Annotated in this window: 21 protein-coding genes; 12 read left to right on the top strand and 9 right to left on the bottom strand. The window is 67.9% G+C overall.

What is annotated here, in order from left to right:
* The first annotated feature begins 104 nt into the window (after nucleotides 1-104).
* Both AC6JA9_RS41345 and AC6JA9_RS41340 read left to right on the top strand, forming a co-directional pair.
* Nucleotides 105-1,418, top strand: coding sequence for an AAA family ATPase (locus AC6JA9_RS41345; protein WP_497958797.1), 1,314 nt, complete (start codon nucleotides 105-107; stop codon nucleotides 1,416-1,418).
* Nucleotides 1,415-2,224, top strand: coding sequence for an HNH endonuclease family protein (locus AC6JA9_RS41340; protein WP_248545370.1), 810 nt, complete (start codon nucleotides 1,415-1,417; stop codon nucleotides 2,222-2,224). The genes AC6JA9_RS41345 and AC6JA9_RS41340 overlap by 4 nt, the downstream gene beginning before the upstream one ends.
* Before the next feature lie 13 nt (nucleotides 2,225-2,237).
* Here AC6JA9_RS41340 and AC6JA9_RS41335 read toward each other — a convergent pair whose 3' ends face one another.
* Nucleotides 2,238-2,708, bottom strand: a complete 471-nt coding sequence (locus tag AC6JA9_RS41335) for a hypothetical protein (RefSeq protein WP_223750885.1) — start codon at nucleotides 2,706-2,708, stop codon at nucleotides 2,238-2,240.
* A gap of 174 nt (nucleotides 2,709-2,882) precedes the next feature.
* Between AC6JA9_RS41335 and AC6JA9_RS41330 the strand changes: the two genes are divergently transcribed.
* A complete protein-coding gene (locus tag AC6JA9_RS41330; RefSeq protein ID WP_223785896.1) occupies nucleotides 2,883-3,857 on the top strand; it encodes an NADP-dependent oxidoreductase in 975 nt (324 codons plus the stop codon).
* A 69-nt stretch (nucleotides 3,858-3,926) separates the two neighbouring features.
* Here the strand turns inward: AC6JA9_RS41330 and AC6JA9_RS41325 are convergent, their stop codons facing one another.
* Nucleotides 3,927-4,952: a linear amide C-N hydrolase gene (locus AC6JA9_RS41325; RefSeq protein ID WP_497958796.1), complete on the bottom strand. Its 1,026-nt coding sequence runs from the start codon at nucleotides 4,950-4,952 to the stop codon at nucleotides 3,927-3,929.
* A gap of 249 nt (nucleotides 4,953-5,201) precedes the next feature.
* On the opposite strand from AC6JA9_RS41325, the gene AC6JA9_RS41320 reads away from it, so the two are divergent.
* Nucleotides 5,202-6,068, top strand: coding sequence for a GNAT family N-acetyltransferase (locus AC6JA9_RS41320; RefSeq protein WP_408888677.1), 867 nt, complete (start codon nucleotides 5,202-5,204; stop codon nucleotides 6,066-6,068).
* Nucleotides 6,069-6,248: 180 nt separating this feature from the next.
* On the opposite strand, the gene AC6JA9_RS41315 is transcribed toward AC6JA9_RS41320, so the two are convergent.
* Both AC6JA9_RS41315 and AC6JA9_RS41310 read right to left on the bottom strand, forming a co-directional pair.
* Nucleotides 6,249-6,605: a DUSAM domain-containing protein gene (locus AC6JA9_RS41315; RefSeq protein ID WP_408888678.1), complete on the bottom strand. Its 357-nt coding sequence runs from the start codon at nucleotides 6,603-6,605 to the stop codon at nucleotides 6,249-6,251.
* Nucleotides 6,606-7,137: 532 nt separating this feature from the next.
* Entirely contained in the window at nucleotides 7,138-8,148 is a 1,011-nt protein-coding gene (locus AC6JA9_RS41310) for an AraC family transcriptional regulator (RefSeq protein WP_223750890.1), read from the bottom strand.
* A 353-nt stretch (nucleotides 8,149-8,501) separates the two neighbouring features.
* On the opposite strand from AC6JA9_RS41310, the gene AC6JA9_RS41305 reads away from it, so the two are divergent.
* Entirely contained in the window at nucleotides 8,502-11,300 is a 2,799-nt protein-coding gene (locus AC6JA9_RS41305) for a YncE family protein (RefSeq protein WP_483579151.1), read from the top strand.
* A 208-nt stretch (nucleotides 11,301-11,508) separates the two neighbouring features.
* A complete protein-coding gene (locus AC6JA9_RS41300; RefSeq protein ID WP_483579150.1) occupies nucleotides 11,509-13,059 on the top strand; it encodes a putative metal-binding motif-containing protein in 1,551 nt (516 codons plus the stop codon).
* A 37-nt stretch (nucleotides 13,060-13,096) separates the two neighbouring features.
* On the opposite strand, the gene AC6JA9_RS41295 is transcribed toward AC6JA9_RS41300, so the two are convergent.
* Together AC6JA9_RS41295 and AC6JA9_RS41290 are read right to left on the bottom strand one after the other, a co-directional pair.
* Nucleotides 13,097-13,555 (bottom strand): SMI1/KNR4 family protein, encoded by a 459-nt coding sequence (locus tag AC6JA9_RS41295; protein WP_426748817.1) that lies wholly within the window; start codon nucleotides 13,553-13,555, stop codon nucleotides 13,097-13,099.
* 2 nt (nucleotides 13,556-13,557) lie between these two features.
* Nucleotides 13,558-14,052: a hypothetical protein gene (locus AC6JA9_RS41290; RefSeq protein ID WP_426734736.1), complete on the bottom strand. Its 495-nt coding sequence runs from the start codon at nucleotides 14,050-14,052 to the stop codon at nucleotides 13,558-13,560.
* A 734-nt stretch (nucleotides 14,053-14,786) separates the two neighbouring features.
* On the opposite strand from AC6JA9_RS41290, the gene AC6JA9_RS41285 reads away from it, so the two are divergent.
* Nucleotides 14,787-15,878, top strand: a complete 1,092-nt coding sequence (locus AC6JA9_RS41285) for a hypothetical protein (RefSeq protein WP_426748818.1) — start codon at nucleotides 14,787-14,789, stop codon at nucleotides 15,876-15,878.
* 31 nt (nucleotides 15,879-15,909) lie between these two features.
* Here AC6JA9_RS41285 and AC6JA9_RS41280 read toward each other — a convergent pair whose 3' ends face one another.
* Entirely contained in the window at nucleotides 15,910-16,701 is a 792-nt protein-coding gene (locus AC6JA9_RS41280; protein ID WP_141325976.1) for an ABC transporter ATP-binding protein, read from the bottom strand.
* Nucleotides 16,702-16,857: 156 nt separating this feature from the next.
* Here AC6JA9_RS41280 and AC6JA9_RS41275 point away from each other — a divergent pair, with 156 nt between their 5' ends.
* From AC6JA9_RS41275 to AC6JA9_RS41265, 3 genes are all read left to right on the top strand, one after another.
* Nucleotides 16,858-17,625, top strand: a complete 768-nt coding sequence (locus AC6JA9_RS41275) for a polysaccharide lyase family 20 protein (RefSeq protein WP_426748819.1) — start codon at nucleotides 16,858-16,860, stop codon at nucleotides 17,623-17,625.
* Between the two features lie 134 nt (nucleotides 17,626-17,759).
* Nucleotides 17,760-17,960 carry a hypothetical protein gene (locus tag AC6JA9_RS41270; RefSeq protein WP_426748820.1) on the top strand — a complete coding sequence of 67 codons (201 nt, stop codon included), beginning with the start codon at nucleotides 17,760-17,762 and terminating at the stop codon, nucleotides 17,958-17,960.
* Nucleotides 17,960-18,469 (top strand): metal-dependent hydrolase, encoded by a 510-nt coding sequence (locus tag AC6JA9_RS41265; protein ID WP_497958795.1) that lies wholly within the window; start codon nucleotides 17,960-17,962, stop codon nucleotides 18,467-18,469. The genes AC6JA9_RS41270 and AC6JA9_RS41265 overlap by 1 nt, the downstream gene beginning before the upstream one ends.
* 7 nt (nucleotides 18,470-18,476) lie before the next feature.
* Here AC6JA9_RS41265 and AC6JA9_RS41260 read toward each other — a convergent pair whose 3' ends face one another.
* Nucleotides 18,477-19,064: a GAF domain-containing protein gene (locus AC6JA9_RS41260; RefSeq protein WP_223783755.1), complete on the bottom strand. Its 588-nt coding sequence runs from the start codon at nucleotides 19,062-19,064 to the stop codon at nucleotides 18,477-18,479.
* A gap of 260 nt (nucleotides 19,065-19,324) precedes the next feature.
* On the opposite strand from AC6JA9_RS41260, the gene AC6JA9_RS41255 reads away from it, so the two are divergent.
* The gene (locus AC6JA9_RS41255; RefSeq protein ID WP_497958794.1) at nucleotides 19,325-20,017 is read left to right on the top strand and encodes a DUF2490 domain-containing protein; all 693 of its coding nucleotides are present in this window, start codon (nucleotides 19,325-19,327) and stop codon (nucleotides 20,015-20,017) included.
* A 158-nt stretch (nucleotides 20,018-20,175) separates the two neighbouring features.
* Nucleotides 20,176-22,356, top strand: coding sequence for a M4 family metallopeptidase (locus AC6JA9_RS41250; protein ID WP_267698833.1), 2,181 nt, complete (start codon nucleotides 20,176-20,178; stop codon nucleotides 22,354-22,356).
* A 238-nt stretch (nucleotides 22,357-22,594) separates the two neighbouring features.
* On the opposite strand, the gene AC6JA9_RS41245 is transcribed toward AC6JA9_RS41250, so the two are convergent.
* On the bottom strand, nucleotides 22,595-22,864 hold the full coding sequence (locus AC6JA9_RS41245) for a hypothetical protein (RefSeq protein WP_223750900.1): 270 nt from the start codon (nucleotides 22,862-22,864) through the stop codon (nucleotides 22,595-22,597).
* Between the last annotated feature and the right edge of the window lie 132 nt (nucleotides 22,865-22,996).

Below are 22,996 nucleotides of genomic sequence, written 5' to 3'. Positions count from 1 at the left end.
CAGGTTGTCTCGATAGTGGCGGAAAAACCGACCTTGGAGGAAACGCATCGAGGGTGGCGACGTAGCAGTTGACCCTCCTGGGGGTTTCGGGCGTGCTACGCCCCATGTACCTGAAGAAAGTGACCCTCGAGAACGTTCGCTCCATCGATGTGCTGGAGTGGGAGCCGCCGTCGGCTTCGACGCTCGCGGGATGGCACGTCATCATCGGGGACAATGGTGCTGGCAAGAGCTCGGTCCTCCGCGCGATGGCCCTTGCGATGGTGGGTCCCAGCGAGGCCATTGCCTTGCGTCAGGATTGGAACGAGTGGCTTCGATGGAAAACCCAGTCCGGTTCGATTCACCTGACCCTGGATTGGGACAAGAACTGGGACCAGTTCACGAAGAGCGGCAGGTCACCGAAGAACGTCGACCTCCAGGCGCGGTTGCGTTTCCAGCGCCCCGACGTCGGGCAGGTTCAGCTCGCGGGTGAAGACGTCGCGGTGGACCCCAGACGCAGCATCTGGGGAGATGGCTACGGCTGGTTCTGCGCCTCATATGGTCCCTTCCGAAGATTCACGGGCGGAGACAAGGACCAGGAGAAGCTCTTCTTCTCCAATCCCAAGCTCGCGCGGCATCTCTCGGTGTTCGGTGAATCCGTCGCGCTGACGGAGTGTCTGGAGTGGCTCAAGCTGCTCCAGTTCAAGAACCTGGAGACGAAGGGACAGGGCAAGGAGGGGCAGTTGCTGGAGGCGCTCAAGCAGTTCATCAACCAGCCTGACTTCCTCCCTCACGAAGCCAGACTCCATTCCATCAGCTCGGATGGAGTGCGCTTCGTCGATGGCAATGGCTGTGAGATTCCTGTCGAGAACCTGAGTGACGGTTATCGCTCCGTGCTCAGCATGACGTTCGAACTCATCCGGCAGCTCGTGAAGACCTATGACGCCGAACACCTCTTCGCGGCAGGTGATGCGAAGACGGTCCAGGTGCCGGGTGTGGTCCTCATCGACGAAATCGATGTCCACCTGCATCCCACGTGGCAGCGTCGTGTCGGACACTGGTTCCGGAAGCACTTCCCCCACATCCAGTTCATCGTCACCACGCACAGCCCGCTCATCTGTCAGGCCGCGACGGTGGGCAGCATCTTCCGGCTGCCGCGCCCAGGGAGTGACGAGTCGGGTGGAATGGTTACCGGTATCGCGAGGGACCGGTTGCTGTACGGCAACGTCCTGGATGCTTATGGGACCGGGGTCTTCGGAGATGTCCTCACCCGCTCGGTCGAGGCCATCGCGCAGCTCGAGCGACTGGCGATGCTCAACCAGAAGGAACTCTCCGAGGGCCTGAGTGCCGAGGAGCGGCAGGAGCAGGAGCGCCTGCGGGCAAGGACTCCGACGGCCGCGAGCGCGCTTCCCTCGCCTGCCGTGGAGGACCTGCTCAAGTGATTCGCCTGCCGCAGGGGCTGTTGCCAGAAGCTGCTCGCCAGGGGCTCGAGGGATATCAACAGTCCATCGACGCACTGCCTGACTACGCGGAGCGAGTGGCGCAGGCGAAGAAGCGGTTCTCGTCGCTCAACAAGATTGGCAATCAGACCTTCGACCACGTCAAGGCGACGCTGACGCAGATGTGCTCGGGGGCGAGGCGCTGCGCCTACTGCGAGGACTCCGCTGCCGACGAGGTGGAGCACATCCGCCCCAAGACGCTCTATCCGGAGGTCGTCTTCGCGTGGATGAACTACCTCTATGCGTGCGGCCCCTGCAATGGCCGCAAGAATGACCACTTCGCGGTGTTCGACGGAGGCTCGAAGGCGCTGACGAAAGTGGCGAGGGCCCGGTCGGCACCCGTGACGCCGCCTGCTCCCGGCAGGCCCGTGTTCATCGATCCACGTGTCGAGGAGCCCATGGACTTCCTCGAACTCGACCTGCGTGACACCTTCTTCTTTCGGCCCAAGGCGCCTCCAGGAACGGAGGAGTACGTTCGCGCCGAGTACACGATTGGCACCCTGCAACTGAACCAGCGGGAGCTGCTTCCTCAAGCGCGTCGCGCCGCCTACTGGGACTACATGGCGCACTTGAGTGGCTACCTCCGCGCGAAGTCACAGGGGCTGCCCCAGGAGCACCTCGACATGCTGGCGGGGCAGGTCCGCACGCGGCAGCACCCCTCGGTGTGGCTCGAGATGAAGCGGCAGCACGAGAAGCTTCCGGACTTGCTGCTCCTGTTCGCCCAGGTCCCCGAAGCGCTCGGGTGGTGAGGTCGACAGCCCCTCACTCCGCGCAGGGGAACGCGGTGTCCAGCGTGCGAGTCCCCTGCACCCCGGGGCCCGTCAGCGTGGCCACCACCTTCACGGTGGACGCGCACTGATACGTCAGCAGGAACGGCACCACCGTGACGCCGCCCTCCGCGAGCACGTGAAGCTCGCGCGTCTGCGCCGTCTTCCACGCGCGGCGCGAACCGGCCTCCGACTCCTCCTTCGGCGCGCTCGCCGTGAGCTTCAGCCGCAGCGGCTTGTCGCCCTCGTACGTGCCCTTCACCTTCACCAGCAGCACCGCGTCCACGTTCATCCCATACGGGTCGGAGGCCTCGTCCACCGCGACGAGGGCCCCCTTCGCCCGGTCGAACACGCGCAGCTCCACGCCCTCCAGCGTCACCGCCGGCGCGCTCGCGCTCCCCGCCATGGACGGCACCCACAGGACTCCCCCCAGCAACAACGCGCGCAGCTTCGTTCGCGGCGACATCCTCGCCTCCCAGGCTCACGACAGCGTGTCCGGCCACTGTACGTCAGCCCGCCCCCTCTCGCGCCCGGTCGGCGGCCGTGTGGACATGCCCTGGCCCGTCGCTTCGTCGCTCGCTCTGCATTCCCACAAGGCCGTGCCCAGCCTGCGAAAGAAACCCCATCCCTGGAGACGCCCATGAACCCCTCCATCCCCTCCCAGATGAAGGCCGCCGCCATCGACCGTTTCGGCGGTCCCGAGGTGCTCGACACGCGCACCATCCCCGTTCCCCAGGTCGGTCCCGGTGAAGTGCTCATCCAGGTCGAGACCGCGGGCATCGGCCAGTGGGACCCCTCCGAGCGCGCGGGCGAGATGGAGGGCTACAAGCCGGGCAAGACGTCCTTCCCCCACGTCCTCGGCACGGATGGCTGCGGCACCGTCGCCGCCGTGGGGGACGGCGTGAAGAACCTGAAGGTCGGCGACAAGGTCTACGCCTTCGGCTTCCTCAACGACAAGGGCGGCTTCTACGCCGAATACACCGCGGTGAAGGCCAGCGACACCGCGCCCATCCCCAAGGGATTGAGCGCGGAGCAGGCGGGCGTCCTGGCGGCGGATGGCATCACCGCCCTGCAAGGCGTGGAGGACACGCTGAAGGTCGGCAAGGGCACCACGCTCCTCGTCTACGGCGCGAGCGGCGGCGTGGGACACCTCGCGGTGCAGCTGGCGAAGCGGCTCGGCGCGCGCGTGCTCGCGGTGGCCTCCGGCTCCGACGGCGTGGAGCTCTTGAAGAAGCTCGGCGCGGACAAGGTCGTGGACGGCCGCGCCGATGACGTCGTGAAGGCCGCGCGCGAGTTCGCGCCGGACGGCATCGACGCGGCGCTGGTGCTCGCGGGCGGCGACAAGACGAACCAGGCGCTCTCCTGCGTGAAGCCCGGAGGCCACATCGCCTACCCCAACGGCGTCGAGCCCGAGCCCAAGGGCAACGACGGCGTCAAGGTCTCCAGCTACAACGGCGAGGCCAACTCCCAGGTGCTCGCGCGGCTCAACAGCCTCATCGAGTCCGGCCCCTTCCACGTCGAGGTCTCCCAGGTCTTCCGCCTGGACGAGGCCCGCGACGCGCACGAGGCCGTGGGCAAGCACCACCTGGGCAAGCTCGCGCTGCGCATCCACTGACGCGCCACACCCGGGCCCCGCTTCCACGCGCGGGAAGCGGGGCCTGATTCCGTCACACGGGACGCGACGTCAGCGCGTCAGCTTGTCCGTGATGTCGATGGACGTGGGGCTCGAGGGCACGGCGAAGGTCTTCCCGTTGGCGGCCTGGAAGTCGAGCGACTTCAAGTTCACCGAGTAGACGAGCGGGTCCTGGTAGAACCGCACGTTGAGCACGTTGTGGGTGAGGTCCTTCACCACGGTCCACTGGGTGTAGTCGTCCTCTTCCTTCTGGGTGTTCTCGTTGAGGGCGCGCACGGTGCCTCGCGGGATGTCCACCGTGTTGAGCAGGTGGAAGGCGAGCGTGGTGGCCTCGGCGGCGTTGGCGACGGGGCGCGCGAAGTTCTTGAGGTACGTGGTGCGCACGAAGCGGGACGGAGGCATCGGGTCTCCGGGCAGCCCGCGCAGGCCGCTGCCGTGGCCGGGCTGCGCGAAGCTCTGGCTGCCCAGCTCCACCTTCTTCGCGTCCCACGGGGACAGGCCCACGTACTCGCGCAGGTTCTTCAGCTGGAACGGGAAGGGCGGCGCGTTGGTGAGCACGGCGACGGGGTTGTCGTGCAGGTGCATCACGCCGTCGAGGAACTCCACCACCAGGCTGTTGCCCTGGGCGTCATGGATGGGGAAGTGCAGCGGCAGGTACTGCGCCAGCCAGTCCGACTCCCAGACCTGGGCCTCGCCCTTCTCGAGCGCCCCGCGCACCTCCGCGACGGTGGAGAAGTTTCCCAGCACCCAGCCGGCGAAGAACGCCAGCGACAGCGCCTTCGAGTTCTCGGTGACCTTCGGGTAGCGCGAGTCCGGCAGCCACAGGCACCCGGTGGAGAGCCCCTCCGTGTTCAGGCCATCGACGATGAAGGGCACGTCACCCTTTCCGGTGAGGCCCACGTAGCCGTACTTGGACGTCCATGACAGGCCATTGGTGAGTCCCGAGGGCGAGGGCGAGGCGAACCTCGAGCCCGGGGCCCTGACGAGCAGCTTGGAGTCGAGGTCGACGCCGAACTCCATGCTGCGTCCATTGACCACGCTCTTATCCGAGGCGACGACGAGGAAGTCGGTGCACATGCCAGGCTCCTTGCGTGAGGTGGGGGAAACAGGGGTGACGCGGGCGGCCCTTGTGCACCGCTCGCGCCACGCACGCTCCTGTCAGCGAATCCGCGCGGTTGAAATCGCGCCCCGGTCGCGTCCCGGCTCCACGTGTCGGCTACTGCACGCGAGCCGCGTTCATGCGGGAACCGTGCGCGTCCAGCGAGGACGCGAGGCACGTGAACGGGCGGTTTCGGACACCTGGACATTCGTGCTGTGGTGCCCGCCATGTCGACCTCCCGAGTCGTGGTCATCGACCAGCATGCTCCCTCGCTGCAGACCGCCTTCTGCGACTACGTGCCCCGGGTCTTCCGCACCGTGGACTTCAGGCGCTGGTGCGAATGGGGCGAGTGGACCGACGACTACCGCGCGTTCAGCATCCTCGAGGACGGGCGCGTGGTGGCGAACGCGTCGGTGATGCGCATGTGCCTGCGCGTGGAGGGCCGCGACGTCACCGGCTATCAACTGGGCGCGGTGGGCTGTGTCCCCGAGCGCCGGGGGCACGGCCTCGCGCGCGTGGCGATGGAGGCGGCGCTGGAGTCCTGCGGCGACGCGCCGGTGATTCTGTTCGCGAACAAGACGGTGCTCGATTTCTATCCACGCTTCGGCTTCGCGCCACGAGCACAAAGCCTGTTCGGCGTGGACCTCCAGGTGACACCGTCGGCCGAGCCCGCGCCGACGCTGGAGCTGGCGGACCCCACGGTCCGTCAGGGATTGAGGACGCTCGCGAGGGAGGGCACGCCGCTGACGGAGCGCTTCGGCGCGCGGCGCCACGCGCGCATCGCGAGCTGGTACGCGGCGGCGAACTTCGCGAGGCCGCTGCGCCAACTGCGCGAGGACGCGTGGGTCTTCGCGAGCGTGGAGGACGGCGTGCTCCACCTCGACGACGTCTTCGCGACCGAGGTGTTCGACCTGCGTCCCTACCTGGGCCGGCTGGTGGCGGAGCCCGTGAAGCAGGTCCGGTTCGGCTTCACGCCGGAGCGCTGGTGGCCGGACGCGCGCGTGCTCGGCGAGGACGACGACGCGGACCTGTTCGTGCGAGGGCTGTCCTTGCCCGAGGGACCGGACCGCTTCCCGGTGATGGCGCGGACCTGATGCGGGCTCGCGGTTCTCTTCCCTGAACACCCAGTCACTTGATTGGCTCAGGGGGCACCGAGCCTTGTCTCGTTCGGCATGTGCTTCTTGGGTGGTGCTTTTCGAAGCGGCAAGGGTCGGAGGGTTCGGTGGGTCGAGCAACTGCACCGCACTCGCACCGGGGCGCGGCACGGCGGGCATTCACATGTCGTCGAGTTGGCCTTGCGCTATTTCTCGGTAGAGCGGCACGACTTCGACGGCGAGCACGTCTCGCATTTCCTGGCGGGCGCTGTCGTAGTCGCCTGTCTCCTGGTGGCGGTACATCCGATGGAGCGCATCGCCCAGCCGGTTGGACCCTTCGGTAATGCGCCGTGAGCATTCGCGCAGGACCGCTAGCGCGCCTTCCTGGGTCTCCACCTCGGCTTCGGCGAGTGCGACTTCATGCGCCGTGCGTCGCAGCAGGTCGCGTACCTCCTCGGTGAGCGGAAGTATTTCGCCGTCGCGAAGAACGCGCCGTGCAAGCGCGCGAAAAGGGGTCCAGTCGAGCTGTGTTTCCATGGTCATCGCCCCTTCTTGGGGCGACAGAGGTCGAAGGGCCATTCGTGGTCCCCAGTGCAACGCTCGAAGCATGCAAAGCAGCTCCCCTTCTGGTCTGCCCAGTTTTGATTCTCACAGTCCCCATACAGCCGGATACACCGGTTCTTCCACTCGGGCAGGCGCGAGTCCTCGACGTAGTCGTTCACCTTGGTTCCGGAGCTGGTGGCAGTACCGGCTGCTTCCGCGGCGGCGGCCATGAGGGCGGCGGCTTCCGAGGCCGTGAATCCACAAGCTTCCGGGCCCCGGCGCTGGATGCAGCACGTCTCGGAGTCCATGCACGTTGCCTGGGCGTACAGGTCGCGAGGACTCGCAGAGGCGGCTCCCGTGTGGGCTCCAGTCGCGCACCCAGCGAGGGCTACGCCCGAGAACGAGAGGAGGAACCCTCCAGTCCACCTTGTCATGGCGGGGACTGTATTGGGGGGCTGCAGTGCAGTCCATGCCCGGAGGTGGCGCCGGGGCCGGGGCACCATTGGCACGCATCACGCAAACTGGCTCACGTCCCCGAGCGCGCGCCGAAGCGGCTGGGCGGCTGTCCCGTCCACCGACGGAAGGCGCGGGTGAACGTGCTCACGTCGGAGAAGCCGAGCAGGTACGCGATTTCGCTCACCGAGCGCCCGGGCTCGGAGAGATAGGACAGGGCCAGCGTGCGGCGCGTCTCCGCGAGCAGCTCGCGAAAGCCCGAGCCCGATTCCACCAGCTTGCGCTGCAGGCTGCGCGAGCTCATGTGCAGCCGCTCCGCCACCTTCTCCTGGGACGGCTCGCCCTGGGGCATCAGCTCCAGCAGCATCGCGCGCACCCGCGTCACCAGGTCCTGCCCCGCGTGCCTCGCCAGGTGCCGGGTGATGAGCTCGTCGTTGATGCGCGCCAGCTCCGGGTTCGCCCCCGGAAGCGTCACCTCGAACGGCGCCCGCTCGTACACCAGCACGTCCGCGTTGGCTCCGAACGTCACCTTGCACCGGAACAGCTTCTCGTACGGCCGCAGGTCCGAGGGCGCCTGCCGGCGCAGCAGCACCTCGCGCGGCGACAGCTCCCGCGTGTAGACGACCCGGCAGAAGCGCACCAGCAGGTACGCCACCGCGTCCGTCTCCTCCTCGCACAGGTGCGGCCCGTCGCCGCCGTCGAAGAGGATCACCTGATAGCAGTCCCCATCCCGCGTGAAGGCCGGCCGCAGCGCGTCCGACACCAGCGCCACCGCGTGCACCAGCCGCTCGAACGCCTCGCGCAGCGTGCTGGACGCGTTGAGCCGGTAGCCCACCGCGTGGAACGTCGTCGGGCTCACCTGCCGCGCCATCTCCAGCCCGATGGCCGGGTCCCCCGAGCTCTCCACCGCCAGCCGCCACAGCCGCGTCAGCCCCTCCTGCGGATAGCGCGCGTTGGCGTCACCGAGCAGCCCCGGATTCAACCCGGCCTTCACGAACAACCCGTGGGAGTCCAGGCCACGCAGCTCCAGCGTGCGATGGAGCGCGAGGGCCCAGCTCGTCAACATGGTCGCCGGAGAGCTCATGTTGTCGCCTTCGGCCAAGGGAATTGGCGCAATGGGGCAAGCGGTCCAGGGCCGCTCAGCGATACCTTGGCTTCCTCGGAATCCTGCCATGTCGGAGGTGAGGATGCTCAATCCCGCATCAGTGTGTCCTCTTGGTAACGCATTGCATCATGTCTGTCTGTAGACCAGTCCGAGCGTAGCCGTTCAAGGGCTCCACGCTTTTCCACCCCGCTCACATTCCGTCAGCCCTTTTTCCGTCGGCGGAGGTCCCCGCCGCGTCGGGTCGGCGTGTGCGTGGGGCCCCGCGGTTCGCGGCGTGGGATGGGCTCTCGCCGTGGTCGTCCCCCTGTCATCCCCCGAGGTCTGGCATCCCCATGACTCCCACGAGACTCAGAGGCATCCAGAAGTCCTTGCTGGCGGCGGCGGCGCTGCTCGCCGTCATGTCGCCCGGCTTCACCCCCGCGAGCGCGGCGCCGTCGTTCATCGCCTTCGAGAGTGGCCAGGTGCGCCCGCTGGCGTTGTCGCCGGACCGCACGCGGCTGTTCGCGGTGAACACGCCGGACAACAGCCTGTCCATCTTCACCGTGGGCGCCAATGGCCTGACGCTCCAGTCGCGCGTGCAGGTGGGCCTGGAGCCCATCGCCGTCGCCGCGCGCAATGACAATGAGGTCTGGGTGGTCAACCACCTGTCGGACAGCGTGAGCGTGGTGTCGCTCACGGGCACGCCGCGCGTGGTGCGCACGCTGCTGGTGGGGGACGAGCCGCGCGACATCGTCTTCGCGGGCACGGGGGGCCGGGCCTTCATCACCACGGCGCACCGCGGGCAGCACCGCACGCACGCGTCCATCGCGGCGGTGCCGGGCGCCGGAGACCCGAAGCTGACCACGCCGGGCGTGGGCCGCGCGGACGTCTGGGTGTTCGACCCGGCCAACCTGGGCACCTCGCTGGGCGGCACGCCCGTGCGCATCCTCAACTTCTTCGGTGACACCCCGCGCGCGCTGACGGTGAGCCCGGACAAGCAGACGGTGTACGCGGCCGTCTTCAAGTCGGGCAACCAGACGACGTCCATCCTGGAGGAGACCGTCTGTGAGGGCTTCAATCCCTACCTGCCCTGTCTGGTGAACGGCTCCATCTATCCGGGCGGCAGCCCCGGCCCCGCCACCAACCACGAGGGCATCCGCGCGCCCGAGGTGGCGCTCATCGTGAAGTACAACAACCAGGCCGGCAAGTGGCAGGACGAGCTGGGGCGCAACTGGAACAACGCGGTGCGCTTCCGGCTGCCGGACCAGGACGTCTTCGCGGTGGACGCGAACTCGCTGGGGCAGAAGGCGGCGTACTCGCAGGTGGGCACCACGCTGTTCAACATGGTGACCAACCCGGTGACGGGCACGGTGTACGTGTCCAACACGGAGGCCTTCAACCACGTGCGCTTCGAGGGCCCCGGCAACTACGGCGGCACCACGGTGCAGGGCCACCTGGCGGAGACGCGCATCACCGCCATCCTCGGCGGCAGCGTGCTGCCCCGGCACCTCAACAAACACCTGGACTACTCGAAGCTGGCCACGGACCCGGCCTTCGACCGGACGGCGAAGAACCACAGCCTGGCCACGCCGGTGGACATGGCGGTGAGCTCGGACGGGCGCACGCTGTATGTCGCCGCGTACAGCTCCAGCAAGGTGGGCGTGTTCGACACGCAGGCGCTGGAGGCGGACAGCTTCAATCCGCGGCTCAACAGCGCGGCCTACATCCCCGTCAGCGGCGGTGGCCCCAGCGGCCTCATCCTGGACGAGGCGCGCAATCGTCTCTACGTGCTGACCCGCTTCGACAACGCGGTGAAGGTCATCGACCTGGCCACGCGCGCGGAGCTGGGCAAGCAGGTGCTGCCCAACCCGGAGCCCGCCTCCGTGGTGCAGGGCCGCCCCATCCTCTACGACGCGGCGACGTTCTCCGCGAACGGCGAGGCCTCGTGCGCCAGCTGCCACATCTTCGGCGACATGGACGACCTGGCGTGGGACCTGGGCAACCCGGATGACGACGTGACGCAGAACCCGATTCCGGGGCGCCTGTTGGGCGCGGCGGAGCTGCTCAAGCCGCACATCAACGGCTCCGGCAACGTGGAGGACTTCCACCCGATGAAGGGCCCCATGACGACGCAGACGTTGCGCGGCATGGTGGTGTCGGGCCCGATGCACTGGCGCGGTGACCGCTCCACGGGCTTCTTCGGCACGTCGGGCACGGACCCCAACCTGTCGTTCATGAACTTCATCGTCGCGTTCGAGGGGCTCCTGGGCCGCTCCACCGCGCCCACGCAGGCGGAGATGCAACGCTTCACCGACTTCCAGCTGCAGGTGCAGCTGCCGCCCAACCCGGTGCGCAACCTGGACAACTCGCTCACGGCGGCGCAGCAGCGGGGCCTGGACTTCTACGCGGGCTCACGCCGCTCGGATGGCATCCCGTTCGGAGAGGGGCTGGGCTTCACGTGTGAGGGGTGTCACCGGCTGAGCCCGGCGCAGGGCTTCTACGGCACGGATGGCATGGCGAGCTTCGAGAACATCCCGCAGATTGTGAAGATTCCGCACCTGCGCAACATGTATCAGAAGGTCGGCATGTTCGGTAACCCGACGACGCCCTTCTTCCTGGCGCCGGACAGCGGCTGGCAGGGCGACCAGGTGCGTGGGTTTGGCTTCGTGCACGACGGCGCGGTGGACACCATGGCGCGCTTCCTGTCGGCCATCGTGTTCATCCCGAGCATCGGCGTGGGCTTCCCGCTGAACAACCCGGACGCCACGCGGCGGGACGTGGAGCAGCTGTTGCTCGCGTTCGACACGGACCTGGCGCCCATCGTCGGGCAGCAGGTGACCTTGTCGAGCACCAACGCCTCGGCGGTGGGGCCGCGCATCGACTTGTTGTTGCAGCGCGCGCGCACGCCGTTCGCCTCGAAGATATTGGGCACGGGCGTGACGGAGTGCGACCTCATCGCGAAGGTGGCGCTGGGCGGGCGGGTGAAGGGCTTCCTCTTCAGCCCGTCGGGCAACGGCTTCATCCCGGATGACGGCACCACGGCGAGCGTGTCCGACGCGGCGCTGCGCAACTACGCGAAGACGGCGGGCCAGGAGGTCACCTACACCTGCGTGCCGCCGGGCTCGGGTCCGCGCATCGGCCTCAATCGCTGAGGAGTCAACACTTCGGACGCCCGCGAGAGCCCCGTGCCCTCGCGGGCGTTCGTGTTTGTATCAGCCGGAGTTCATGTCTGCAGTCGGGGTGCACGGTGTTTCCGTGACAGTGGTTGGATTGTCGTGGCGTTGCATTCCGAGAATGCAATGTTTCGCGAGACTCGGGTTGTCGTGGCTTTCGAGGTGGGTCGCGTGCAACCTGGGTCGCATGCAAGCCAAGTGTATTCAGGTGGGGATGGGGTTGTTGTTGATGTGTGTGATGACGGCCTGTGGTTCGTCGGAGTCGAAGGGCGGGCCGGGCGCGGTGCAGCAGGAGGACGGGGGCGGGGTGGTGCCGGATGCGGGAGCGCCGGATGCGGGGGCGCCGGACTCGGGCACGCCGGATGCGGGCACGCCGGACGGGGGCGTGGTGGAGGCGGGGCCGCCGTGTGAGAAGACGCACGGAGTCTGTGCCGGGGCGAAGCGCGCGAAGGTGGATGGCGTGTATGAGTCGGTGTGCACGGCGCTCTCCTATGGCGGGGATTACGAGGGGTCGGAGACGCGCTGTGACGGGTTGGACAATGACTGTGATGGGGTGACGGACCCGTCGAGCACGTCTCGGGTGGTGGCGCTGGGTGGGTCCGTGCACGGTGGGTTGGTGTCGAGCCTCCGGACGGAGACGGGGGTATGGGTGGCGGTGCTGGATTCGGCGAGCGAGGCGCGCATCCTGCGATTGGATTCGAACCTGGTGCTCCAGGGGAGCTCGGGTGTGCCGTATCCGTGGACGCGCACGGGAGGGGCGGCGGCGCTGCCGCGGAGCGCGAGGTTGGTGCGCACGGCGGAGGGGCCCGCGCTGTACTACGCGACGACGGACGGGGCTTCGCCGCCGCTGCGGGGGTATCTGGTTCCGCTGGACGGGGAGGGGGCGCCAAGGACGGAGGGAGGGGGCGCGCTGGTGGAGTATCCGATGTTGGACCGGGAGTTCGACAGCTCGGAGTCGTTCGTGGCGGCGTCGCCGACGGGGGAGCGGGTGGTGGTGTTGTGGCGAGCCGGTTCGGAGCAGGCGCCGCCGCTGCAGGTGATGGGGAAGGTGACGGACGCGCGGGGGCAGGTGCTGGTGGCGCCGAAGGTGCTGTTCGAGAGCACGTCGGGAGGGACGCCGTATCCGGCGAGTGTGCTGTGGCTGCGCAATGGGGAGGTATTGGTGGCGATGGGGGAGTCGCAGTCGGGGGTGACGCAGGAGGTGGTGAGGGTGCGCCGGCTCGATGAGGCGTTGGAGCAGGTGGGGGAGGAGCGGGTGTTCACGGCCTCCGAGTCACCGATGCCGTTGTTGGTGGATCGGGGCGAGGCGGCGGGAGAGCCGCTGGTGTCGCCGGTGTTGGTGATGCGGGCGCGGGAGGCGCCGGACTTCCGTGCCCGGATTCAGGTGACGAGCAGCCTGTTCGAGGGCGGGATGCCCGCGACGTGGACGGAGGAGCCCGAGGGGTTCGTGCCGTGGTACGGCGCGCACGGTGGCGATGGGGTGGTTCAGTTGTCCTGGTTGTCGAAGGTGTACGACCAGGGCGAGGGCGGCGCGTCGAGATTCTGGGGTCGGCTGTGGGCGCAGGAGCCGGGAGTGGCGGCGGTGGAGCGGACGCCGGGGCTGGAGCCGATGCGGCTGACGGCGGAGGCGCAGTGGGTGCTGATGGAGAAGGTGGCGCCCCGGCGCATGGCGGCGATGTACATGGTGTCCACGGACGAGGGGCTGTTCCTGGACGCGGTCCGCTACTGCACGCAGTGAAGTCGTGAGACGCGGGCCCGTCCTGTCCTGACGGGCCCTACTCGTTGAGCCAGTAGATGCGGTCTCCTCCCGTGAGTGCGCGTTCCAGGAACTCACGGAACGAGGAGGCAATGCGCCGACAGCGCTGTGGATAGCCCTCGTGCCAGCCATCCAGGAGCGGATAGGGGGAGGGCACGGAAGCGACGTCCAGGAGGGCATAGTCGCTGTCCTGGACATCGACGAGTGTCCACCAGTCGGGAGGGCCGGCCGAGTCCTCGTCCCTGCCGCGAATCGCGACGCGTGCACGGCGGATTTCCGCGAGGGAGAGGATGCTGTAGCGCGCGTCGGGCAAGGGCTCGAAGAGCTCGGCGCCGTTGCTGTGCAGATAGAATGCGCGCAGCTCGTCGTCGAGCTTCCATCCGACGCGTGCTTCGAAGTCGGCAATCGCCGCGCGGGTGGCTGGTGGGTGTGGGTGATGGGCTCGAGAGATTTCGGCGAGGAGTTCATCCAGCGTCATCGTCAGTCCACGTAGGGTTTCTCGGGGCCGATGGAGAGCCACCGCGGGTCTCTGGAGTAGCAGGCAGGGTACGCGTCATTGAGGAGTTTGTGCACGTCCTCCGGAACAGGCAGGACGTTGGACCTCGCGACGGGAGCGCCCCCATGCAGCAGGTCGTGGATATGGTGGCCCGGCCAGTTCCTTCCGCCTGACTGAGGCCATGCCCCGAACTCCTCCGCCCAATCGCGCCGGAACGTCCTGCGCGCATTGTCCCAGAACCTGCGCAGCTCCTCTGCGCTGCTCACTTCGGGATAGCTGCAGCAACAGTGCTTCACGGCGTAGCGAGTGCCTGCCTTGGCGGGAAGACCGAGGAAGCGACCCGTCCAGTCTCCTTTGATGTCGGCAAGCCAGATGCAACCCAACAGCGCATGCCCCTCCCTGGCGCAGCGGCTCTCGCACTGAGCCATGTACGTGGCGTTGCATTGCCACGGGCCGTAGTAGATGACCGTCTGTACCATTCCCCCTTCCGGGGAGGGAACGGACGGGCCCACCCATTTCGCGGTGGCTGGGCCACTACCGACGCCGCCCACGGTGGCGGAGCCGCAAGCCGTCCCAAGCAGCAGGGCGAGGATTCCTGCCGCATTCATGGGGGCGTCATGTGCATTCATGGCACACCGAGATAGCGCCAGGCTGCTGGCGGTACGAGTCGATGGAACTCGACCCGTCTGGTTGCGATTCCTCCATGCGTGTGGGCTGGGCTGTACGGGCGCTTTGCCGAGGGCGTCGTGCCGCAACGATGATTGGCTTGTTCACACGATGCCGTGCGAGGCTTCGGTGAATGAATGCACGGCTCTGGTGGTCTGGCGTGGTCCTGTCGTGTCTGGCGATGGCGGGGTGCGAATCTTCGGGTGGGAAGGAGGACGCGGGCACGGTGGTGGAGGACGGCGGTGGCACGCGTGGAGACGGAGGTTCGGGAGACGCGGGGCCCGGTGATGCAGGCACGGACCCGCTGGCCTGCGAGAAGCAACACGGTGTCTGCGCGGGAGCCAGGCGCGCGCTGGTGGATGGGGCGTATGAGCCGGAGTGCACGGCGCTCTCCTATGGCGCGGACTACGAGAGCTCGGAGACGCGGTGTGATGGGTTGGACAATGACTGTGATGGGGTGACGGACCCGCCGAAGGAGTCACGCGTCACGGCCCTTCGTGGAGGGTACGAGAGAGGGAAGATCTCCAGCCTCCGGACGGAGGCGGGGGTGTTGGTGCCGGTATTCGATGGGGCTGAAGAGGCGCGCGTCCTCCGGCTGGACGACGACCTGGAGGTCCAGGAGACGTCGAGCGTGCCGATGGCCTGGGTGCGCACGGGGACGGCTCGACAGTACGTGCGCTCCTCGAAGCTGGTGCGGACCTCGGAAGGGCCCGCGCTGTTCTACTCCACCGAGAACTTCCTGGTGCCCCCGCTCAATGCCTACCTCGTCCCGCTCGAGGCGAATGGGGCACCCAAGCGAGGGCCGGACGGTGAGGTGCTGGAGTATCGGCTGCTCGACCGGCCCGCGGATGACGGGCCCACGGTGGTGGCCGCGTCAACCGAGCATGACCGATTGGTGGTGCTCTGGACGACGGGAGGGCCCCTGACTCCTCCCATCCAGGTGATGGGCACCATGGTGGATTCGAAGGGGCAGGTGCTCGTGGCGCCCAAGGCGCTCTTCGAGAGCCCGTCCGGATGGACGCCCGCTCCGGCGAATGCGCTGTGGTTGCGCAATGGTGAGCTCCTCGTGGCGCTGACGGAGGAGTCGGGGGCGGGTCAAGGCACCGTCCGGGTACGCCGACTCGACGCGGGGTTGGAGCAGGTGGGCGAGGAGCGAGCCTTTACGACGTCTGAGGAGCCAGTCCCGCAGTTGGTCGACCTGGGTGAGTCGGCGGGGGCTCCGCTCGCCTCGCCGGTGTTGGTGTGGCGCAGCCGTGAGGCGCCGGAGTCCCTCCGCTGGATTCGCGTGGCGGGCCACCTGTTCGAGGGCGGCCAGCCGGTGACCTGGCTGAAGGACACCCCCGGCTATATTCCCTGGTTCGGAGCCTTCGTCGACGACGGTGTGCTGCGGCTGTCCTGGCTGTCGAGATTCTTTGAGCCGGGGGAGAACAACACGCCGCTCTATTGGGGGCGGCTGTGGACGCAAGACCCGGGCGACGCACCGGTGGAGCGGACACCAGGATTGGCGCTGATGCCCCTGAATGAGCACGCGATGTGGGTGCTGATGGAGAAGGTGGCACCCCGTCGCATGGCGACGATGTACACGGCGACCACGGACGACGGGCAGTTCCTGGACGCGGTCCGCTACTGCACGCCGTGAGAGCTCGGGCCCGTCCTGTCCTGACGGGGCCCTACGTCGTCCGCCCCCGCTGTGCGCGTCGCCGCAGGTAGTTCTTGAGGAATGCCTGCACCGCGGGGTGCTGGGACTCACGGAAGGAGTCCGGCGGCCCGTGCTCGACAATTCTCCCCTCGTGCATCAGCGCCAGGTGGTCCGCCATGCCGAACGCCGACGCCACGTCCGGCGTAATCACCAATGACGTGGCGCCCAGCTGCTGCTTGCCCGTGAAGATGATCTCATTCACCGACGCCGTCGTGAGCGGGTCCAGACCGGCGGTGGGGTCGTCGTAGAGCAGGATCTTCGGCTGCAGGATGGCCGCGCGCGCGAAGCCCACGCGCTTCTGCATGCCGCCCGACAGCTCCCCCGGGAACCGCGTGGTGGCATGCGACAGCCCCACCATCGCCAACGTCTTGTCCACCGTCTGCCGGATCTCCTCCTCCGACATCTTCGTGCGCTCCCGCAACGGGAACGCCACGTTGTCGTAGACGTTCAGCGAGTCGAACAGGGCATTCGCCTGGAAGAGGACCCCCTGCTGGCGACGCATCTGGTTCAGCGTCGCCTCGTCCATCTTCGCGACCTCGTCCCCGTACACCTTCACGAAGCCCCGGTCCGGCTTCATCAGCCCCATGATGTGCTTCATCAGCACCGACTTGCCGGAGCCCGACACCCCCATCAGCACGCACGTCGTGCCCTCGGGCACCTCCAGGTTCACGCCCCTCAGCGCGGCGTTGTCCCCGAAGGTCTTGTGCAGGTCCTTCACCTCGATGACCAGCTTCGCCGACGCCTGTCCGCCCGAGTCACTCATCGCACCCCACCTTAGTGCCCCACCGCCCCTCCGTCCCCCGGAACCACCCTTCGCTCGATAGTCGACGCCTCGGACAGTCAAGTCTGTTTAGTCGGTTAATTCAGAATATGAGGTCTGGAGGCCGCACAGGCCCAACCCCTCACCCTTCCGAGAGCCATGAAGACGAGAACGCTGGGAATCATCGCAGGTGCAGCGCTGGTGTCGTTCGCGCTGGTCGCCCACGCCGCGCCGCTGTTCCGCAACACGGGGACGTTGGCCGGGTGGAGCTCGGTGAACCGGGAGCACCAGGGCTCGGTCAACGAGGTGACGAACGTCACCTACGAAGGCGGCACCGCCCTCAAGATGACGCAGATTCACGACGCGTCGTACGGCGGGCGCTACCACTCGGAGGTGATGCGCACCAACGTGTACCGCCGGGGTGACACCGGCTTCTACGGCTTCGCCTTCCGGCTGCAGCAGGACTGGCAGTTCCAGCCGCAGTCCTACAACATCGCGCAATTCATCGCGGACTTCTCCGACACCGGCTGTGACGACTACATGCCGTCCAGCATGGTGTGGATTTCGGGCAACCAGCTCTTCACGCGGGTGAAGCAGGGCACCATCTGCAACCAGAAGACGGTGACCTTCGGCAACCTGGCCACGGTGTCGGCCGGGGTGTGGCACAAGATTGTCATCCAGGCGAAGTGGGCGAGCGACGGCACGGGCTTCTACAAGCTGTGGTTCGACGGCGTGAAGGTGCTCGAGCAGTACAACCTCAACACCACCATCGCCGACGACCGCTACTTCCAGTTCCGCGTCGGCCTGTATGCCAATGGCTGGTACGACGACGGCTACATGCAGGGCAGCCAGCCCAACCGCAGCATCTGGTTCGACGAGATTGGCGTAGGCACCACCTTCGCCGACGCCGACCCCGCCCAGTGGTAGTCCGTGACGAGGACCCGGCGGCGAACAGCCCCGCCGGGCCCGTCACCCGGGGCCAAGGCAGCGCTCGAGGGAAGCTCGACCGTGTACGTGTCCACGTCCGTGCGCTGCCCCAGTTGGAGTTCCAGACCCCGCGCGTGAAGTCACGGTTGACGCTGGCGAGCGGCTCCGTCCAGTTGCCGTTGGACGTGGTGCGGTGGTGTGCCAGCGTGGAGCTGTTCGGGTTCGCCTGGCGCGGTAGGCTTCTGGCCATGGCCTCGTGGCTCCTGCTGGTCGGCTTCGGCGTCCCCATCGGCGTGGTGGTGCTGCTCGACTTCCTCGCGCGACGAGGACGCTGATGTACCTGGGCCACGTGGGGCTCGCGCTCGCCGCGCGCCGTGTCCCCTCGGGGGTTCCTCTCGCCGCGTTATGCGGGGCCGCCGTGTTCCTCGATGTCGTGGATGTGCTCGTCGACGTCGCTGGCCTCGACAACACCCACACCGCCTGGAGTCACACGCTCCTGTCGGCGAGCGGGTGGGCCGTGCTCGTGGGCCTGCTGGGGTGGCGCTGGCGAGGTGTCACCGCGGGCCTCGTCCTGGCCTCGCTGGTGCTCTCCCATCTGCTCACGGACTGGCTCACCAGCCACCTGTGGCTGTGGCCCGGAGGCCCTCGCGTGGGCCTGCGTCTCTATGACGACCGCGTGTTGGACTTCACCGTCGAGGCCGCCGTCATCCTCGCGGGCATCTGGCTGTACCGGGGCTCACTGCCGGACGGGGCCCGGAAGGGCCCCTATCCGTGGCTCATCGCCGGCGTGCTGCTCGTGCTGCAGGCGGTCTTCGACGGGCTCGGCCTCGCCCGGACGGAGTGACGGCGTCTCAGGACGCGGTGGAGGCGCAGCGCTCGATGATGGAGCGCAACTGCGTCTGCACGCTGTGGAGTGTGTTGCGCAGGCGCGCGTGGCGCAGCGAGCCCGCCAGCGCGTTGGACAGGGCCTGGAGCACGTGGCTCTCCTCGCCCGGCCAGGTGCGCTCGGTGCGACAGTCATCGAAGCCCACGAAGCCCCACCACTCGCCGCCCAGCACGATGGGACAGACGAGCAGCGAGCGGATGTCCTGGCTCTCCAACAGCTCCCTCGCGGGCGAGGGGAAGTCGCGCGGCGCGCCCTTGAGCACCCGCCCCGAGGACAGGGGCTCCACCCACGACGGCATCACCGCGTCATAGGGCACGTTCTGCAACTCGGGGTTGTCCTGCTGCGCGGAGGCGCTCGCCGCGGTCCACTCGTAGCGCTGGCTGCACAACAGCTTCCCGTCGGGCGCGCTGCTGTTCTCGAAGATGTAGACCCGGTCCACATCCAACGCCGCGCCCACCTGGCCGAGCGCGGACGTGACGTTGCCGGGCTCGAAGCCCTTCTCCAACAGCAGCTGCGAGACATTCATGAGGGCTGAGAAAGCACTCGTGGCCATGAGGGGGACTCCAGGAGGGGGACGGGCCAGACGCGCGTGGGGGGACGACGCGAGCAACCCGAAGCGTCGCACGCCTCCGCGCCCTCGGGTCAAGCCACGCGCCCCGCGCGTCCGCCCCTCACACGCACGGAGTTGCTTTCGCCCGGGCCCGGGCCTCTTTGAGAGGCCTGACACCCCCCGCGTCCGCCCTTCGTTGTCCGGGCCACGTTCGCTGGCACGGACGGATTGAGCGGGTGCTGTTCATGCTCTAGGCACACACCATGCGTTCGCACCTCCCCCGCCTCCTCGTCCTCCTGCTCTGCGTCGTCGCTTCCCCGGCCGCCCTCGCCCGACCCATCAGCTCCGAGGCGCAGTTCTGGTACACCGTCAGCGCGCAGGGCCCCATCGCCGAGCCGTTCCTCTATTACCTGGAGGCCCAGCCCCGCTTCGGCGAGGACGACGCCCGCGCCATCCTCCGCGCCGCCGGCGGCACCCGTGTCACCCAGGACCTCTCCCTGTGGCTGGGCTACGGCTGGATTCCCGTCTGGGTCTGGGATGGAGACCCCGCCCTCCGCCAGAACGAGAGCCGCCTGTACCAGCAACTCCTGTTCACTCCGAGGCTGGGCGAGGTGCGGACGGTGGTGCGGGCGCGCCTGGAGCAGCGGTTCCTGCCGGGCACCACGGAGGTGTCCGATCGCGCCCGCGTGATGCTGCGCGGCGCGCTGCCCGTGGCCGCCGAGGGGCGGCTGTCGCTCATCGTCTGGGACGAGGCCTTCGTCCACCTCAACTCCGTGGACAGCGGCCCCCGCCGGGGCTTCGACATGAACCGCGCCTTCGTGGGCGTCGGCTGGAAGCTGGGCGACCACTCCGCCGTGGAGGTCGGCTACCTCAACGTCTTCACCCGCCGCCCCACCGCCGAGACGGACCAGCTCATCCACACACTCTCCGTCTCCACGCCCTTCAACTTCATGTGAGCTGAAGCGCGCCCGAGGCGGCTTCTCGAAAAGCAAGAAGGCTCGTGCGCACCGGCGGCTCCCGGTGCGTGCGGGCCTTCGTTTCGCGATGAGCGCAACTTCTTGATACATTCTCGCGATAACTCTTCAGCCACCTCGTATGGAGTCCTGAGACCCCCATGAGCATTCGCCGCACTGAAGGTTCGAAGCCGACGGTCCTCCCCACCATCTCCTCCGAGGCTCGGCCCAAGAGCGCGGCGAAGACCCCGACGGCCGCGAACGTCATCAAGGACGGGTTCGGCCCGGCCGCGAAGACGTCCGACCTGGCCCGCGCGGAGAGCACGCTCAAGCCGCTGCCGCCCCCCGTTGGCCGCCTGGCGCTGGACAGCAAGGAGGCGCAGAGCGCCATCCAGACCGCGCTGCAGCACCTGGACGTGGGCACCAAGCTCCCCTCGCAGGGCCTGCGCGGCGGCATCCAGTACCCCTCCTTCGTCCCCAAGAACGTGGAGCGGGACGAGCTGGGCATGACGCACGTGCGCCTGGACCGGCAGCACGAGGGCGTGAAGGTCTACGGCGAGCAGGTCGTCGCGCACCTGGCCAAGGACGGCAAGGTCGACAGCGTCACGGGTGACCAGTCCAAGATTCCCTCGGGCCTGGGCACGCAGAAGCCCGCGCTGTCCAACGCGCAGGTGCTGGACATCGCGCTCAAGGAGTTCAACGGCACGCCGGACCGCCAGCCGCACTCCGAGCGCATCATCTACAAGGACCCCTCGGGCGAGTACCGCTCCGCGTACCGCGTGGAGGTCGCCGACACCACGGCCACCGAGAACCCGCGCAAGATGAACTACTTCATCGACGCGAACAGCGGGAAGGTCTACGAGAAGTTCAACACCATCGACGGCTTCAAGAACTGCCCCTGCGCCACGCACGGCACGGGTGACGCGGCCGCCACCAAGGGCGCCGCCGGGACGAAGGGCGCTGCCGCGGCCCCCGCGGACGTGAAGGTCTCCACGACGCCCAACGCGCAGATCAAGGACAAGGGCTCGGTCACCTCCAAGGTGACGGTCGCCGACGACGTCACGGTGGACAAGCTCAAGCTGTCCCTGGACATCACCCACTCGTACAAGGGGGACCTGAAGGTCACGCTGACCAGCCCCTCGGGCAAGACGTTCGACGTGCACAACCGCACGGGCGGCAGCGCGGACAACATCAAGCAGGACTTCGACCTGAGCGCCTTCGCGGGCGAGTCCGCCAAGGGTGAGTGGACGCTGAAGGTCAGCGACCACGCCGCGGGCGACAAGGGCAAGCTGGTCAAGTGGGGCCTGTCCATCACCCCCAAGGCGACGCAGCAGCCGCCCACGGACCCGACCACCCCCACGACCCCTGGCGCCGCGGACGACACGTCCATCTACAGCGGCAAGGTGGCCCTGGAGACGAAGAAGCAGGCGGACGGCACGTACACGCTCGAGGACGGCACGCGCGGCAAGGGCGTGGCCACGTACGACGCGCGCAACCAGGAAGAGGCCAGCGGCCAGACGCAGATCAAGGACGACAACAACGTCTGGGGCGAGGCCACGGACCCGGAGCGCAACCGCGCCGCCGTCGACGCGCACTACGGCGCGGCGATGACGTACGACTTCCTGAAGAACATCCTCGGCCGCGACTCCATCGACGGCAAGGGTGAGAAGCTCGTCTCCTACGTCCACGTCAGCGAGAACTTCGTCAACGCGTACTGGGACGGCGAGAAGATGAGCTACGGCGACGGCGACGGCGTGGACTCCGGTCCGCTCACCGCGCTGGACATCGCGGGCCACGAAATCGCCCACGGCCTGACGGAGCGCACCGCCGGCCTCATCTACCGCGGCGAGTCGGGCGGCCTGAACGAGGCCTTCAGCGACATCATGGGCGCGGGCGTGGAGTGGTACGCGTCCACGCAGAACCCGGCCGTGAAGTTCAACTGGACCATCGGCGAGACGGCGTGGACGCCGACCAACGGCGATGACACGGACGGCCTGCGGTACATGGACGACCCGAAGAAGGACAACTACTCCATCGACAACTACAAGGACTACCCGAAGCAGACGGAGGTCCACGGCTCCAGCGGCATCGCGAACAACGCGTTCTATCTGCTGGCCAACGGTGGCACGAACCGCACGTCCAAGATCGAGGTCAAGGACGGCATCGGGATGGAGAAGGGCCTGAAGATCTACTACCGCGCCCTGGCCCACTACATGACGCCCAGCACCACGTTCGCCCAGGCGCGCACGGCCACCATCAAGGCGGCCACGGACCTGTACGGCGCGGACTCGGCCGAGGTGGCGAAGGTGAAGGAGAGCTGGACCGCCGTCGGCGTGAACTAGCTCGCGACTGTCGTTGCAGGACCCGGGCACGCTGGAAGGTGCCCGGGGCTCGACGTGACGGGGTGGCCTTCGCCCGTCGGGCCCTGTGATTCGGGACGCTCCGGGAGCCTCAGCGGGTTCCTGAGCGGGAAGGGGGGGCGTTCCGAGTCCTTCACCGCGCGGCGGCTGTCACTCCCGGGAGTCCTCCCGAGGTGACGGCTGACCGCGCGGTTGTTTTTTGGGGCGGTGCGCGCGTCGCTCAGGACTCGGGCGGCGGGCAGGTGATGGGGCAGGTCTGGCTGGTGGGCAGGCACAGGCCGCCGCAGCAGCCGGCGTTCCACGAGCACCCGGCCTCCATCCGGCACGCCGTCTGGGTGGTGCTGGTGCAGGAGGCCAGGGCGGACTCGGACGACGTCGCCTCGGAGACGGGGTCAGCGCCGACGGAGGCCTCGTCGGGCCCGGAACAGCCCGTGAGCAGCGAGGCGATGGCGGCACATGCGAGGAACAGCGCTCGACCGGGGAGAGTCATTGCAGGCTCCGATGGGACGGCGAGGTGTGCCCGCAATCATGTCATCGACAGACGGCGCCCGGAATCTGGATTGTCTTCCAGGCCCATATGTCAGGCTTTGTTCCAGCGCCACGGCAGGAGTGTGTTGGCGCT

Source organism: Myxococcus sp. MH1 (genome assembly GCF_059738865.1).
This window is presented reverse-complemented; position numbering and strand designations above follow the sequence as displayed.

Excerpts from the sequence above, each read along its gene's own strand:
- AC6JA9_RS41255 (WP_497958794.1), top strand. The coding sequence starts at position 19,325 with ATGCGTTCGCACCTCCCCCGCCTCCTCGTCCTCCTGCTCTGCGTCGTC.
- AC6JA9_RS41280 (WP_141325976.1), bottom strand. The coding sequence starts at position 16,701 with ATGAGTGACTCGGGCGGACAGGCGTCGGCGAAGCTGGTCATCGAGGTG.
- AC6JA9_RS41335 (WP_223750885.1), bottom strand. The coding sequence starts at position 2,708 with ATGTCGCCGCGAACGAAGCTGCGCGCGTTGTTGCTGGGGGGAGTCCTG.
- AC6JA9_RS41330 (WP_223785896.1), top strand. The coding sequence starts at position 2,883 with ATGAACCCCTCCATCCCCTCCCAGATGAAGGCCGCCGCCATCGACCGT.
- AC6JA9_RS41260 (WP_223783755.1), bottom strand. The coding sequence starts at position 19,064 with ATGGCCACGAGTGCTTTCTCAGCCCTCATGAATGTCTCGCAGCTGCTG.
- AC6JA9_RS41295 (WP_426748817.1), bottom strand. The coding sequence starts at position 13,555 with ATGACGCTGGATGAACTCCTCGCCGAAATCTCTCGAGCCCATCACCCA.
- AC6JA9_RS41300 (WP_483579150.1), top strand. The coding sequence starts at position 11,509 with ATGCAAGCCAAGTGTATTCAGGTGGGGATGGGGTTGTTGTTGATGTGT.
- AC6JA9_RS41315 (WP_408888678.1), bottom strand. The coding sequence starts at position 6,605 with ATGGAAACACAGCTCGACTGGACCCCTTTTCGCGCGCTTGCACGGCGC.
- AC6JA9_RS41265 (WP_497958795.1), top strand. The coding sequence starts at position 17,960 with ATGTACCTGGGCCACGTGGGGCTCGCGCTCGCCGCGCGCCGTGTCCCC.
- AC6JA9_RS41275 (WP_426748819.1), top strand. The coding sequence starts at position 16,858 with ATGAAGACGAGAACGCTGGGAATCATCGCAGGTGCAGCGCTGGTGTCG.
- AC6JA9_RS41345 (WP_497958797.1), top strand. The coding sequence starts at position 105 with ATGTACCTGAAGAAAGTGACCCTCGAGAACGTTCGCTCCATCGATGTG.
- AC6JA9_RS41305 (WP_483579151.1), top strand. The coding sequence starts at position 8,502 with ATGACTCCCACGAGACTCAGAGGCATCCAGAAGTCCTTGCTGGCGGCG.
- AC6JA9_RS41290 (WP_426734736.1), bottom strand. The coding sequence starts at position 14,052 with ATGGTACAGACGGTCATCTACTACGGCCCGTGGCAATGCAACGCCACG.
- AC6JA9_RS41310 (WP_223750890.1), bottom strand. The coding sequence starts at position 8,148 with ATGAGCTCTCCGGCGACCATGTTGACGAGCTGGGCCCTCGCGCTCCAT.
- AC6JA9_RS41320 (WP_408888677.1), top strand. The coding sequence starts at position 5,202 with ATGTCGACCTCCCGAGTCGTGGTCATCGACCAGCATGCTCCCTCGCTG.
- AC6JA9_RS41250 (WP_267698833.1), top strand. The coding sequence starts at position 20,176 with ATGAGCATTCGCCGCACTGAAGGTTCGAAGCCGACGGTCCTCCCCACC.
- AC6JA9_RS41245 (WP_223750900.1), bottom strand. The coding sequence starts at position 22,864 with ATGACTCTCCCCGGTCGAGCGCTGTTCCTCGCATGTGCCGCCATCGCC.
- AC6JA9_RS41325 (WP_497958796.1), bottom strand. The coding sequence starts at position 4,952 with ATGTGCACCGACTTCCTCGTCGTCGCCTCGGATAAGAGCGTGGTCAAT.